Raw genomic sequence first — 13,859 nt, 5'->3', positions numbered from 1 at the left:
TATTTATTAAAACAAAGCGTAAATATTTGGGATCGATACCACCACTACACTTATGAATCAATATGATTATTATCAGGATTTAATCGATAAGGACAAATTATGATGTATTGTGATACTCCTTTTGCTCAACGCAAACAAAGGCACCGATTAGAAAGACGCTTTATAACTCAGCATAAATGAAACAGCTGCGATAGCATCATAAAAATACGCTCTCACTAGATCACTTTAATGCTGTAGAGAAAATAGTCACCTCGTAGTTAATTTACTTTCCTACTTTCTTCAATTGGATTGGGCTATACCCAAAATGTTTTTTGAAAACTTTACAAAAATAACTCACGTCAGAGAAACTGACTTCATTAGCGATATCGGAAAGGCTATAGAAGGAGTTTTGCAAGCGCCAATGAGCATGGGTCATCCTCATGGTCGTCCAGTACTCGCGAGGGCTCACCGACAATTCCGCTTTAAACAGCCTATCGAGCTGCCTTCGACTCACCCCTAAACGTGTCACTAACTCTTCAATGCTCATTGGGGTAGATAAATGTTGGCGCATTAAGGTAATTGTACGAGACACATGGCGATTATGTTGGTGTGCTTTATTTACATCATATCCCAATGATTTCAAATAGTGGCCCCGGCTTCGGGTTTCATCAACCAACATATCAGCCAACCCTTTCAACGCTCTCTCGCGGCCACACTGCCTAGCCAGTAATTCAATCGCTAGTTCAATCACCGCAGTCCCTCCCGCACAACTGATCCTCTTTCCGTCAATACAATATAGTTGATCCGATCTTGCTTTCAATGTCGGAAAGTCCGTCTCAAACTCCTGCAGGTGGCGCCAGTGTACAGCCACTTCACATCCATCAAATAGACCTAACTTTGCCAATGTAAAGCAGGCATTATCAACCGTTACCAAGGCTATATTTTTTGCTAACGCTTTCTTAAAGAAAAACTTATACAAAGGTGCTATCGCTTTCATTTCACAGGCACTACGCCCGCCAAATACCACTACATAATCATATTGCGCTAGATTAACGTGCTCGAAAGCGAGCTTAATAGAAAGATGAGCGCCGCTACTCGAGATCACATCTCCCTCAGACAAACCAGCGATATCCCACGAGCAATACCTTTGCTCGCTGAAATCCTCTTCATCAGCAGAAAATCGTAACTTATCGAGAAAGCTGCCAAAAGGCAGCATGTTAAACGTTGGCAATGGTATCAACAAAAAACGTACATCTGGCGACATATCTACCTTGCTAGTAAAGGGGTTGCCCGTTTGAGGTGACAATAAATAGGAAGACATAAAAATAAAGGAGAAGATCACAATGTCTAAATATTACCTTACATAGTCCAAATATTACCAAAAGAATTCTTTATCTCATTCGTATACTAGCAACCATTATCTTCATCTGAACAAGGTAACGTTATGACGTTGGAAACTTGGCTGCTGTACTTAGTGGCAGTCACTGGACTGGCCTTTGCTCCCGGTCCAAATGGATTACTGGCACTGAGCCACGGGGCACTGTACGGCCGTAAGAAAACACTCCCGACAATTCTGGGTGGAGTCACCGGTTTTATTGGTATCATTGCCATCTCGATGTTCGGCATTGGCTCGCTGATGATGGCATCCGCGCATATACTCTCACTACTCAAGTGGATCGGGGGGGCTTACTTGGTTTACCTTGGAATTCAATTATGGCGGTCCCCCACAATCACTTTAAAAACAACATCGGCTAACGATCTTGGCAATACAGGTAGATTCAGACAAGGGCTTTTAGCGGCTATCGCTAATCCTAAGGTCATTTTATTTTTCGGTGCTTTCTTGCCCCAATTTATGACACCAGAATCTTCGCTGCTTACACAGTTTATAATTCTTGCGGCGACATTCGCTGTGGTTGAATTTAGTGTTGAGTTCTTTGTTGCCTGTATCGCACACCAACTACGGCCATGGTTACAAAGAAGCGGTCAGCGTTTCAACAGAAGTTGCGGTACTCTATTTGCGATATTGGGTGCTAGCCTTCCACTAAGCCAATAAACTCTATGCCCGATTAATTTTAGGGGGCTCGGATATTTTCCCTCTGAGCACCTAACTTTGACTGTTAAGTGTCTCCCTTCCAGACATTCCAAGCAGTTCGTATCAGATCCGATATACTTATAGCCATGCTATTTTTGTGACACGGATAACACTTTGTTTCTCGTGTAAGTGTTCTGCCATTAGTCATGTTGTTGGCGTTGGAGGTATATGCGTAATGTTTTCGTTTGTACAAAAACTCTTTCCATTCTTCCTAGTTATTCCATTATTACTCAGCGGCTGTAGCTCCAGCCCTGACACTGTCAGACGAAGCGGTGAATACAGCTTCTATGACTCAACCCAAAGCTTCATTGCTTTAACTGATACCCGACGAAACGGAGCGGTTGTCGATAAAGGTGTGTTTTACCCCAAAAATACGTTTGCCTTTACCTATCGCTATTGTTCTGACAGCCCTAAACAGGCTGCTAACGATATTGTAGAGTACCAAGCATTAGCCAAGCGGGTTTGTGACACTAATGGCGGTCAGCTCATCAATCAAGGTAGCGGCGCATGGTGTGTCAGTGCAGCCAATACCCCCAACGAGATGCCCTTATTCTCCGCTAACATTACCAGCACAGCCCTATGGGCCGATTTATGTTTGGATGGCCCGTTTGTCACTCTACGACTAAACGAAAACACCCAAGCGAATCAAAGCCAATGGTATGAAAGTGCGCAGGTTCTTGGTTATGAGCCCTACTCCCCGCTGCGTCAATTAGCACCCGCTAGCGCGAGCATGTACACAATTAATCAGCCGGCTTCACCAACAACTGCGCCATGGGGAGAAGAAAGCAACTACATCTATTCGAGTGTTGGTGCTACGGTATGCTTATACGACCACCCACACCAAACCAATCTTGGTCATACCTATCGCGGACAAGTTTTTAGTGTCAATGATGGGCTTGTAAAGGTATCTGTAAAAGACAAGTTCAAGGGGGATATTAGAACCGCTCCCGCATTGGACAGAGTTAACTGGCACCACTCTTCTTATATCACGGCGCCTGCCAACTCGTGGTTTGTTTGCTCTTAGATAATGTCCGTATTTATGGGAGAGTATTCACTCTCCCGTATATTTTGGAGCTAAATAACAACATATAAATTGAGGTTATTTAGTGTTGCTACAAATTTAATTAAATGAGTCGTAATAGGATTAAACGCAAAATATCACCATAACGATCATAAAAAAATACCGTCTTTGACTGACTTTCCCATCTTTTCCTCCTTTTGCGGTATATACTTCTATTGCTAAGCAGGAGGCAGAACATGTTTGAACGAGCACAATTTCTAACTTCAAATGAATACCCAGAACTGGATTTAGAGAAATGGCAGAAAACCGTCGATTTGATATCGCAACTTTTCGACTGTACTTGCGGAGCTATCGTTCAATTACGAGATCAAGAATTCTTTACCGTCCGCTCTAGCCAAAACACCGACAATTTTCTAAAACCCTGCGATGCCTGGCCTTGTGAAATGAACAGCTTCTGTCGGCATGTCATCGAAGAAGGTGACTCACTTTATGTCGCAGATCCTGCTAATCACCCGACATGGGGCCAAATACCCTTTGTAAAAGAAGGTCCCATTCGTTCCTATTTTGGTATGCCAATATACTGGCCTGACAATACGGTATTTGGCACTATCTGTGCCATTGATACTAAACCAAGCGAGTATAATAGCACCCTCTTTCAACTTCTCGAGCAACTGAAAGAACTCATAACTGCAGATCTCAAACTAATCGATGCGTATGAGCAAGTAAGAAAGCTTGCTATTACCGATGAGCTAACAGGCCTCTATAACCGACGTGGTCTCTCTGTGTTAGCCCATAAGATCATGTGCAAACCCCACGCAACCAACACCAATGAAAGCGAAATTGGATTACAGGAACAAAATGAATCCGTTGCCATCGCCTATTTTGATTCGGATAACCTAAAACAGATAAACAACCAGCTCGGTCATGACTGTGGTGATATAGCGATCCAAACACTAGCAACAGAAATTAAAAAGCTCACCCGCGCCAGCGATATTGTCGCGCGGGTCGGTGGTGATGAGTTCATCGTACTCTCCCAAAATATCAACGAATCAGATCTTAAGGCGCGCTGCCAACAGATTGAGGCTAACTATCAAACAACCCTAGCAAACCACGAAGCCTTTTCAGGCTACACCAATGATTTCAGTGTCAGCTATGGCTGCATGAGCGTACAAGAAACCGAATGTTTAGACCTTACCGAGTTGTACATACAAACCGATAAACGTATGTATGCCAATAAAATGAGTAAAAGAAGCTGCTAAATATCAAGGCGGATAACATTTGTCTAGTTGCTGTGACCCACTTATCTACCAACCTTTCTTTAGGTAGGCTTTAGCTGTACTTTACGTAGAGCATTTTTCGCAGACTATCGCAACGACGACTATCTAAACGATCACCTAAATAGTCACCATCCTCAGCGGATTTTTTCATGAGCAATGCTTTTGCTCGGTCACTATCAGGCAGCTTTTTATATTCATCGTAAGTGTGAATCTTGAGGATTTTATATTTTGAATGCTGACTTGATTTCGCGACATTCTCATAGCAATAAATCATTGCGCCCGCATTAGCCCCTACTTTGGCAGCATCTGAAACCGCGTAAACATTACTTGTTATTAGCATCAAAGTACATGCAACAGCAACAGCTTTCATTTTTTTCATTGTATCTCCGTAGAATATCCATTGGCACCCAAGCCAAAAACATTTTCGCAACCAGCGAGTTAACGTCAAAATAGCAAACGCCAAACGGTAGTAATTACCATATGACGACAGTCGGAGATAATAATGGAGAGTTTTTAAAATGTGGCGGAGACGCTCTGGGTACGGTGGGGGTGATTCAAATTCCTTACTCGGAACATTGCGCATACAAAAAAGCCGCTGATTTCTCAGCGGCTTTTTCAAATGTGGCGGAGAGATAGGGATTTGAACCCTAGATACGCTACAAACGTATGCCGGTTTTCAAGACCGGTGCTTTCAACCACTCAGCCATCTCTCCGTAAGTGCGGCGTATAATAAAGTAGGACTTTCTTATTGTAAAGCCTCATTAGCTCAACAGCTCAGAGTATGTACAAGTCTCTATAATATTTCGTTTATTCATTCCAAAAACTATCAGTAGAGAGATCTAGCAATATTGTTTGTAGTTAGTTGTAGCCAATCGCGCAAATAAAACAAAACAAACCATTCACACAAATTATCACTCCGTGAACCAGCCTCACAAAACCCTAATGGAACAAAGGATTAATTCCATTACCCTTAATTTAGTGCTCATATGCAACCGAAAAACCCGTGCAAATGTAGCATTTACCTGAAACGCAAAATTATGAACAAAAACATAAAGCCAAAAAGAACCCATTCATGTTTCTTTGATAAAGGAATTATCCATGAAGAAAAAGCTCAGTTATCTCGCCCTGGGAGTATGGACAATAAGCTGTTCACCTTCCCTTGCCGCTCCACTCGCACTTGAGTTGGAGGGGCTTGCCAATCAGGCAAATCAAGCATTGAGCGATATCTATGCCGCTTCAGAGAGTGCTGGTATCACTGAATTAGGTGACTGCTCTTACAGCTGTGGTGGACACCCTAATTGGGATATCACGGCAGGATACTATTTCGTCGATGTGAATGACGTTAAAGTCTATGTACGATATGGCGCACCAGTGCGCTTCTCTACCAGTATCTACCGCAATGAAGGTGCCCAAACAGATTTCTTCAGCCAACTTGCTGGCATCAATATCGATAACTTTCATACTGGCGTTATCCAACAGGATAATTGGCCTGATTTCTTCGTAGATAAAAGCCTACCCACTGACTTTACCCAGCAAGCACAGAATTCACACAGCGGTTGTTTCTTAGCATACCAGGCAGTTAATAGTTACGCTCCTCAAGCCAGTTTCTACGCTGAAACCTCGGGTTGCCCCGATCCTATAGACGCTGCGGTTGAATCAGGAAACGCGTTACTGATCCCTGATAGGGAATCTGTGTTACAAGCAATCCTGAACGTCATTGATAGCAACCGCATGCAGTACCAAAGTGCGAAGAACACTCTTTTCAATCTCACTAATGATGGCAATGCTAAAGAGGATGGCAGTAGCCTAACTAGCCTTTCATGGGACCCTACCCATGATGCGAGTACGTTTGTCCCCACCTATGGCGTTAATGAGGCCATCCTGTACACCAATGATGTCTATGTATCAGGAAAAACGGTTTATGAAAAAGCCATCGGAGTGATCGGTGAAACAACTGATAGCCGCTACCTCGTACTGGGGTCTAATCCAATGCGTACTTGGCAGCGTGGCTTTGAGACCAATGAGCAAACACTCACCTTCCTTGAGAACAGCATTCATTGGTTAACGGGAAAAACGCAAAGTGACATACTCACGAACGGCCTAAACGTCGTGATTGCACAAATGGATAATGGGTATTACTTTCCTGATGAAAGTGCAACTAGAAACTGGCTAGATGACCGCTTTCCCAATAAGATCAAATACAACCCAGCCAGAAGCTGTAACGGCGATGCACTAACAAGCTGTATTACCCCGCAAACTGATTTACTGATCATCTCCCAATACCTGCGCAGTGGAGAGGATGTTGAAGCCATTGCAGAGCAAGTGCGCCAGGCACAAGAGCAAAGTATCCCTGTCATGTATCTCCATCATGATGGAAACCAGACCGCTCTTGGCAAAGCACTATTTCAGATCTTCAATGTCAGCTATGAATGGGATAACTATTGGAAAAAATTAGGTCTCAACAGCTATGACATCACATCTCGGCAGGGTACATTGCCAAGCGATGTTGAGAAAGTCAAAACCATGGTCACGCATTTTCTAGACCAGAGCTTTAGTACCGACTTAAGCCAATGTAATTCAAGTTGTTCAAACATCGACAGCTTCAAAGTTGAATTTCAGGAGGCTGCTACTCATATTCGAAATATGGCCAACAACTTCGATAGCAGCAAAGTCGATGTATTCAAGCAAGAGGGATTGAAGTACCAAAAACTGCTGGTTTTACTCGCCGACTATTTCCGCCAGTCCATTTCGTTTCCAATGAATATGGCATCGACCGATACCACGACCTTTATGGAGTCTTATTATGCCGATCACGTACAATACCATTTCCGTGAGATTAACCCCGCACAGCCTGATTTAGGTAACTTTAGCCGAGGTGATTTCAGCCACATCACACCAAGCGAAAGAACAATCACACTCACCAGTAAGGCTCACTTCCAATCTGCTGGGGTTTACGCTCTGCCCGGCCAAACATTCGAAGTGGCCAGGCTAGATAGCAATGCCGAGGCTAACACCACCGTCTTTATTAACTCCTTACGCTCATCGGCTTCCAAGCCATTTGCCACAAATGGCTACAAACGTCCGAAGTACCTGCAATCGGTTAAGATTACTCTTCAACCGGGCGAAACACTCAAGATGACTTCCCCCTATGGTGGGCCGGTACAGATTGGCTTCAGTGGCGAATCCGGACTTCCCGTCACCCTCGCTTTCAACCAAATTGGCCGTCATCCTCATTGGCGTAGTAGCGAAGACAACGACAGCTTTGCACAGGCCATCGAGCAAGGTGATTTTGACTGGGCTGAAGTGGCGACGCCATATTTTGAGGTGCATTCAACCTTATCGAAAATGCACTCCACTTTATCGAATGCCAACTGGTCGACAGCCGAGGACTTAGCGAACGCTACTGATGCTTATATGCATGATTTCCCGCATCTCCTTGCTGGGTTTAAAGGTGATGGTATTACTGAAATTCCAGAGATTCATGATTTTGCAGCCCAGCAGGGTTGGACGATGGACAGCCATACTATTGTCAAGCATATGAATGCTGATCAGCCCACCTGTGGTTATGGTTGTTCAGGTAATCCATATGATGCTGGCTGGGCCTTTAGCCCAACAGGCCATGGTGACATCCATGAGCTCGGCCATGGTTTAGAAAAGGGGCGTTTTCGTTTTAGTGGCTGGGAAGGACATGCCAGTACTAACCCATACTCCTATTATTCGAAAACCCAATTTTTCAAGCAAACAGGCCAGGCGCCAAGTTGTCAAAAACTGCCGTTTAAATCCATGTATGAAACACTGCAAACAGCGCAAAGCCAGCCAGATCCCTTTACATTTATGCAGCAAGCCAACTTAACCAAATGGAATAATGGCGTTGCGATTTATGTTCAGATGATGATGGCAGCTCAAGCCCAAGGCATGCTTCAAGACGGCTGGCACCTCCTTGCACGTCTGCACATATTGGAACGTGAATTTAACCGGGCCAAAAAGAATGAATCCGAATGGTTACTCAATAGAAATAACTTGGGATTTGACCAGTACTCTTATGACGAGATAAAGTCTATCAGCAATAACGACTGGCTTGCCGTGGCTATCTCCTATGTCACCCACCTTGACTATGGCGACTACCTACACATGTGGGGATTATCTGTCTCAGAGAAGGCTCGACTTCAATTAGCAGGACACGACTTTGCCGATGTCCCCCGTCAGTACTATCAAGCCGAGGGTAATGACTACTGCTATGGCCTAGACAAGCCCATATTACCCATCAATGGCACTATGCGGTGGTCGGGTATCGATCCTGGTGAAGGGACTGATATTGCTCTTGGTAAGCCAGTCACCATCTCTAGTTATTACGATGAAAGTCGCTTCCCGGCAAGCTATGCCGTAGATGGCAATTCTTCGACATTCGTCCATTCACAGCGTGGTAGCTCAGAGTGGTTGGAAATTGATCTCGAAGAAGACTTTCAAATTAACACGCTGATATTGACCAATCGTAGTGATTGTTGCCAGTCTCGTACCGAAAATATAACGCTTACTTTGCTCGATGACGCCAGAAATATCCTGTGGTCTTCAGGCCCATTAGGCATTCAAGACGAGTGGTTATTTGATGCCCAACAGGGTTTGCCTGGTTCACTGGTCCGTTATATCCGACTGGAGTCTAACAACCAATATATAAATATCAGCGGTCTTATGGCTTACAGCCAACAATAACCTAAAACCGCCGCAATCTAACGAGCGCGGCGGTTTACTTATCTCTATCTCATCAAGCTACCGCATCCCTAACTCTTCGATATACGGTCACCAAAAACAATACCGCCGCCCCACTGAGTAAACCAATGGCGGCATTCACAAATGCCGGAAGCATCAAGGCTCCGCCCGGAACGACGGAGGCTTGCTGAGCTAGGTGGTCAATCAATATATGGGAGTGCGGCATGCTATGTACGACGATACCGCCACCAACCAAAAACATCGCGATGGTGCCGACGATAGCTAGAAACTTCATCAGGTATGGGGCTGCTTTTACTAAGCTTTCGCCAAATCCCCGCTTCAAAGTGCCCGGCTCGCTGGTTCGGGCAAGGTACAAGCCCGCGTCATCCAGTTTTACGATCCCGGCCACAAGGCCATAAACCCCAATGGTCATCAACAATGCGATGACACTGACCACCAGCACTTGGGTCAGCATGGCGGATTCTTGCACCGTACCTAGCGCAATCACGATAATTTCAGCCGACAAGATAAAGTCAGTTCGAATCGCCCCCTGAATTTTCTTCTTCTCGAACTCAACCAGATCTTCAGCAGCATCCATCAGCTCAAGTTCGTCACTATCCTTTGGACCCGCTGGATGAAACATCTTCTCTACGACTTTCTCGAACCCTTCAAAGCAAAGGAACAAGCCGCCGATCAGCAGCATCGGGGTGATTAACCAAGGGGCAAATGCACTGATCAACAATGCTGCAGGCACCAAGATCAGCTTATTGCGAAAAGAGCCCTTGGCTACGGCCCACACCACGGGAATTTCTCGTTCAGCACGAACACCTGACACCTGCTGGGCATTTAACGCCAAGTCATCCCCCAGCACCCCTGCCGTTTTGCGGGCTGCCACTTTGCTCATTACCGCGACATCGTCGAGCACGGTGGCTATATCATCTAACAGAGTTAACAAGCTTGCTCCGGCCACTAAGCACCTCTATGCATTTTTTATTTTGTTTAACTGTAGCGAATGATCGAAAACTCTACCTTCAGACCAGTAGCGTGTTTTCAATAATTTTGATTGAAGATCTCGCGGCATCGGTGATCCCCCGCTAGAATGTAACAAGATATTACCATTAATCAGCCCCTTGGCTGATACATTATTCAGTGGTTACTTCCAAACCACTTTTGGGACACCTTTTTTAGTCACATTTCATTATCACGGAAGCTAGCGTACCTACTGCGAGGTGACGAGCTCATGGCGATTGCCATTGTCTTGATAGTGATCGTTGTGGCATCCATTGCCTTTCATTTTCTCAGCCCCTGGTGGCTGACGCCTGCGGCCTCCAACTGGGGAGAGATAGACGGTGCCCTCAATCTGACTCTGGTGATTACCGGTGCATTTTTCATTGTCATTAATTTGATGATCGCTTGGTTTGTGATCAAATACCGCCACCGCAAAGGACACAAGTCCACTTACCAGCCAGATAATAAACGCCTTGAAGCCTGGTTAATTGGCTTAACGACCGTAGCTATTATTGGCTTGTTAGCGCCGGGGTTGGTGGTATACGGTAAGTTCGTTGCTGTACCCGATGATGCCAAAGAAGTCGAAGTGGTCGGCGAACAGTGGAAATGGAGCTTTCGCTTTCCTGGTGAAGATGATCAGCTCGGTAAATCAGATGTCCGTTTTATCAGCCCGACTAACCCGCTAGGGCTTGATCCAGATGATCCTGCCTCTAATGACGATAAAATCATATTGAGCCCCGAACTGCATCTTCCGCTCTACTCACCCTATAAGTTTTTGCTTAGATCCAAAGATGTCCTGCACGACTTTAACGTGCCGCAATTTCGGGCCAAAATGGATATGGTACCCGGTAGCATCACCTACTTTTGGCTCACACCAACTCAACGCGGCACCTTCGATATCCTATGCGCTGAGCTCTGTGGCGTAGGGCACTTCAATATGCGCGGCCGGGTGGTCGTCGAAGATGATGCCCAATTTGGCCGTTGGCTGGCACAGCAACCAACATTTGCTCAAACCCAACAACCCGCCTCAGAAAGAGACACACCAATTACCGATCCTGTCCAGCATGGCAAAACCCTGTCAGAAGTAAATGGCTGTATTGGGTGTCATAGCACCGATGGTAAGCCCGGTGTCGGCCCTACTTGGTTAGGGTTATATGGCAAAACAGAGGTCCTGTCTGATGATACGGAAGTGTTGGTGGACGACAAATACCTCAAAGTCGCAATCCTCAATGCCAATGCGGAAATCGTGAAAGGCTATCCGGCAATCATGCCGGTTTATCAATTTAGCGCTCAGGAAGTCGATGCCATTATTGCCTATATCAAGGCCGTTTCTTCGCCCCTGATAGGTTCAGGTGGAGCCGAGAACGAGGGAGCAGAATAATGTTTGAAACCAGCCCCTACGCTGTTAAGAAACGCCCGCAATCCTTCTGGACTCAGTATGTCTGGAGCCAAGATCACAAGGTTATTGCCGTCCAATACACGCTAACCGCCATTGCGATGGGGATGATAGCCCTGGTGCTTTCCTGGATCATGCGCTTGCAACTTGGTTTTCCCGGAAAATTCGATTTCATCGACGTCGACCTATACTATCAGTCAATGACTCTGCACGGCATGATCATGGTGGTATACCTGCTAACCGCCCTTTTCCTTGGCGGATTCGGCAACTACCTCATCCCTTTAATGGTCGGGGCACGGGATATGGTCTTCCCCTACCTTAATATGCTCAGTTACTGGTTCTACTTATTGGCGTCATTAATCCTTATCGCTAGCTTTTTTGTGACTGGCGGCCCTACAGGAGCCGGATGGACTCTATACCCGCCGCAAGCCATTATGCCCGGCACCCCGGGGACAGACTGGGGTATTGTACTGATGCTTATTTCATTAGCGGTGTTCATTGTCGCCGCGACCATGGGTGGTTTGAATTATGTCACCACGGTACTACAAGCCCGTACCGAGGGAATGACTTTGCTTAGAATGCCCCTAACCGTATGGGGGATCTTCACCGCCTCAGCCATGGCTTTACTGGCCTTTCCTGCTCTATTGGTCAGCGCGATAATGATGCTTTTTGATAAACTTCTCGGTTCGAGTTTCTTCATGCCGGCCATTTATTCCTTGGGCCAGCAGACAGGCTATGACGGTGGTAGCCCTATTCTGTTCCAACACTTGTTCTGGTTTTTCGGTCACCCCGAAGTATATATCGTTGCCCTACCTGCATTTGGGATCGTTTCGGATCTCATCAGTATCCATGCTCGTAAGAATATTTTCGGTTACAAAATGATGGTCTGGGCTATTTTGGGCATCGCGGCATTAAGCTTTATTGTCTGGGCTCACCATATGTATGTCAGTGGCATGAACCCCTATTTTGGCTTTTTCTTTGCCACCACCACCTTAGTGATTGCGGTACCGACGGCAATCAAAGTCTACAACTGGCTGTTCACTCTCTGGCGCGGTGATATTCACCTCAACCTACCGATGCTTTTCGCTATCGCTTTCATGAGTAGCTTTATCATAGGCGGGCTAACCGGTCTGTTCCTTGGCAATGTCATTGTCGATATCCCTCTTTCCGACACCTACTTTGTAGTAGCACACTTCCACATGGTAATGGGAGTATCACCAATTTTGGTTATTTTCGGCGGGATATATCATTGGTACCCGAAAGTCACCGGCAAAATGATGAACCCTGTGATGGGGCATATCCATTTCTGGGTCACCTTCCTTGGCACCTACGCCATTTACTTCCCGATGCACTACCTCGGGATCCTCGGCATGCCAAGACGTTACTACAACTGGGATGATTACAGCTTTATCCCCGAGTCGGCTCAATCCATGAATGCCTTTATCACCATTGCGACCTTGGTTGTCGGGGCAGCCCAGATCCTCTTTCTGTTCAACCTATTCTGGAGCTGGAAGTTTGGAAAAGTGGCCGACAGCAACCCATGGAAAGCGACATCACTGGAGTGGTTCACTCCAGATACGCCCCCTAAACACGGTAACTGGGGCGAAGAACTCCCTGTGGTCTATCGCTGGGCCTATGACTTCAGTGTCCCCGGCCATGACAAAGACTACATACCACAAACGAAGCCATCGGAAACACCGCAGACGGAACCTGAGCCATCCTCTGCCTCATCCGGCGGGAGTGGCAGCGAGCCAACGGCAAAAGCCGATAAGGAGCGCTCATGAAAAAAACCATACAAACGCTCACCCAAGATCCTGACGCTCGTTATGCCAGCCAGTTTCAGGCGCCTTCATCCACAGCGGTATGGTTGCTAATTGCCGTTATCACTATGTTCTTTTTCCTGTTTGCCGTTGCTTACCGGATCAGAATGACGCTGCCTGACTGGCAAGCTGTCAACGAGCCTTGGCAACTCGCTGTCAGCACGGTGATGCTGGTAATGAGCTGCGTCACCATGCACCTGTGCTACCGCAAAGCCGCACTGTTACCCTCATTAAAAGCGAATCATGCCCTGCTGGTATGGACGGTTACCTTTACCTTTGGCTTTGTTTTTAGCCAACTGTGGGCATGGCAAGCATTACTCGCTGTCAATTTAGGTGTAGGTAGCAACCCTGCAGCCAGTTTTTTCTATTTATTAACCGGTCTGCATGGACTGCATGTTCTCGGTGGGCTCATTGCCCTGAGCTGGGTAGTATTCCATGCTGGGAGCGGCCATCGCAACCAGCTCTATCCCGCCCTGCGGCTTTGTACCCGCTACTGGCATTTCTTATTATTCGTCTGGCTGTTTTTACTCGGCCTACTCCGACTGACGTAATAGGAGGT

General features: G+C 46.2%; 10 protein-coding genes and 1 tRNA gene. 7 read left to right on the top strand and 4 right to left on the bottom strand.

Annotated elements, in window-relative coordinates:
* Nucleotides 1–262: 262 nt before the first annotated feature.
* A complete protein-coding gene (locus ACVA58_RS13050; protein ID WP_446510870.1) occupies nt 263–1,243 on the bottom strand; it encodes a GlxA family transcriptional regulator in 981 nt (326 codons plus the stop codon).
* A gap of 180 nt (nt 1,244–1,423) precedes the next feature.
* Here ACVA58_RS13050 and ACVA58_RS13045 point away from each other — a divergent pair, with 180 nt between their 5' ends.
* From ACVA58_RS13045 to ACVA58_RS13035, 3 genes are all read left to right on the top strand, one after another.
* Entirely contained in the window at nt 1,424–2,032 is a 609-nt protein-coding gene (locus ACVA58_RS13045) for a LysE family translocator (RefSeq protein ID WP_446510869.1), read from the top strand.
* 214 nt (nt 2,033–2,246) lie between these two features.
* The gene (locus ACVA58_RS13040) at nt 2,247–3,095 is read left to right on the top strand and encodes a hypothetical protein (RefSeq protein ID WP_446510868.1); all 849 of its coding nucleotides are present in this window, start codon (nt 2,247–2,249) and stop codon (nt 3,093–3,095) included.
* Nucleotides 3,096–3,328: 233 nt separating this feature from the next.
* Nucleotides 3,329–4,351: a sensor domain-containing diguanylate cyclase gene (locus ACVA58_RS13035; RefSeq protein ID WP_446510867.1), complete on the top strand. Its 1,023-nt coding sequence runs from the start codon at nt 3,329–3,331 to the stop codon at nt 4,349–4,351.
* A 70-nt stretch (nt 4,352–4,421) separates the two neighbouring features.
* Here the strand turns inward: ACVA58_RS13035 and ACVA58_RS13030 are convergent, their stop codons facing one another.
* Both ACVA58_RS13030 and ACVA58_RS13025 read right to left on the bottom strand, forming a co-directional pair.
* The gene (locus ACVA58_RS13030) at nt 4,422–4,748 is read right to left on the bottom strand and encodes a hypothetical protein (RefSeq protein ID WP_446510866.1); all 327 of its coding nucleotides are present in this window, start codon (nt 4,746–4,748) and stop codon (nt 4,422–4,424) included.
* A 243-nt stretch (nt 4,749–4,991) separates the two neighbouring features.
* Nucleotides 4,992–5,082 (bottom strand) — tRNA-Ser (locus tag ACVA58_RS13025).
* 385 nt (nt 5,083–5,467) lie between these two features.
* Between ACVA58_RS13025 and ACVA58_RS13020 the strand changes: the two genes are divergently transcribed.
* Nucleotides 5,468–9,079: an ImpA family metalloprotease gene (locus ACVA58_RS13020; RefSeq protein WP_446510865.1), complete on the top strand. Its 3,612-nt coding sequence runs from the start codon at nt 5,468–5,470 to the stop codon at nt 9,077–9,079.
* A gap of 52 nt (nt 9,080–9,131) precedes the next feature.
* On the opposite strand, the gene ACVA58_RS13015 is transcribed toward ACVA58_RS13020, so the two are convergent.
* The gene (locus tag ACVA58_RS13015; RefSeq protein WP_446510864.1) at nt 9,132–10,046 is read right to left on the bottom strand and encodes a DUF808 domain-containing protein; all 915 of its coding nucleotides are present in this window, start codon (nt 10,044–10,046) and stop codon (nt 9,132–9,134) included.
* A gap of 270 nt (nt 10,047–10,316) precedes the next feature.
* Here ACVA58_RS13015 and ACVA58_RS13010 point away from each other — a divergent pair, with 270 nt between their 5' ends.
* From ACVA58_RS13010 to ACVA58_RS13000, 3 genes are read left to right on the top strand one after another with little or no spacing between them, the layout of a single operon-like run.
* The gene (locus ACVA58_RS13010; RefSeq protein ID WP_446510863.1) at nt 10,317–11,465 is read left to right on the top strand and encodes a cytochrome c oxidase subunit II; all 1,149 of its coding nucleotides are present in this window, start codon (nt 10,317–10,319) and stop codon (nt 11,463–11,465) included.
* A complete protein-coding gene (ctaD, locus tag ACVA58_RS13005; RefSeq protein WP_446510862.1) occupies nt 11,465–13,264 on the top strand; it encodes a cytochrome c oxidase subunit I in 1,800 nt (599 codons plus the stop codon). The genes ACVA58_RS13010 and ctaD overlap by 1 nt, the downstream gene beginning before the upstream one ends.
* Nucleotides 13,261–13,851 (top strand): cytochrome c oxidase subunit 3, encoded by a 591-nt coding sequence (locus ACVA58_RS13000; RefSeq protein WP_446510861.1) that lies wholly within the window; start codon nt 13,261–13,263, stop codon nt 13,849–13,851. The genes ctaD and ACVA58_RS13000 overlap by 4 nt, the downstream gene beginning before the upstream one ends.
* Nucleotides 13,852–13,859: the final 8 nt, after the last annotated feature.

This window comes from Photobacterium sp. DNB22_13_2 (assembly GCF_052873915.1).
This window is presented reverse-complemented; position numbering and strand designations above follow the sequence as displayed.

What these genes read in the sequence shown, in the direction of transcription:
- ACVA58_RS13050 (WP_446510870.1), bottom strand. Translation starts at nt 1,243, where the DNA reads ATGTCGCCAGATGTACGTTTTTTGTTGATACCATTGCCAACGTTTAAC.
- ACVA58_RS13045 (WP_446510869.1), top strand. Translation starts at nt 1,424, where the DNA reads ATGACGTTGGAAACTTGGCTGCTGTACTTAGTGGCAGTCACTGGACTG.
- ACVA58_RS13040 (WP_446510868.1), top strand. Translation starts at nt 2,247, where the DNA reads ATGTTTTCGTTTGTACAAAAACTCTTTCCATTCTTCCTAGTTATTCCA.
- ACVA58_RS13035 (WP_446510867.1), top strand. Translation starts at nt 3,329, where the DNA reads ATGTTTGAACGAGCACAATTTCTAACTTCAAATGAATACCCAGAACTG.
- ACVA58_RS13030 (WP_446510866.1), bottom strand. Translation starts at nt 4,748, where the DNA reads ATGAAAAAAATGAAAGCTGTTGCTGTTGCATGTACTTTGATGCTAATA.
- ACVA58_RS13020 (WP_446510865.1), top strand. Translation starts at nt 5,468, where the DNA reads ATGAAGAAAAAGCTCAGTTATCTCGCCCTGGGAGTATGGACAATAAGC.
- ACVA58_RS13010 (WP_446510863.1), top strand. Translation starts at nt 10,317, where the DNA reads ATGGCGATTGCCATTGTCTTGATAGTGATCGTTGTGGCATCCATTGCC.
- ctaD (WP_446510862.1), top strand. Translation starts at nt 11,465, where the DNA reads ATGTTTGAAACCAGCCCCTACGCTGTTAAGAAACGCCCGCAATCCTTC.
- ACVA58_RS13000 (WP_446510861.1), top strand. Translation starts at nt 13,261, where the DNA reads ATGAAAAAAACCATACAAACGCTCACCCAAGATCCTGACGCTCGTTAT.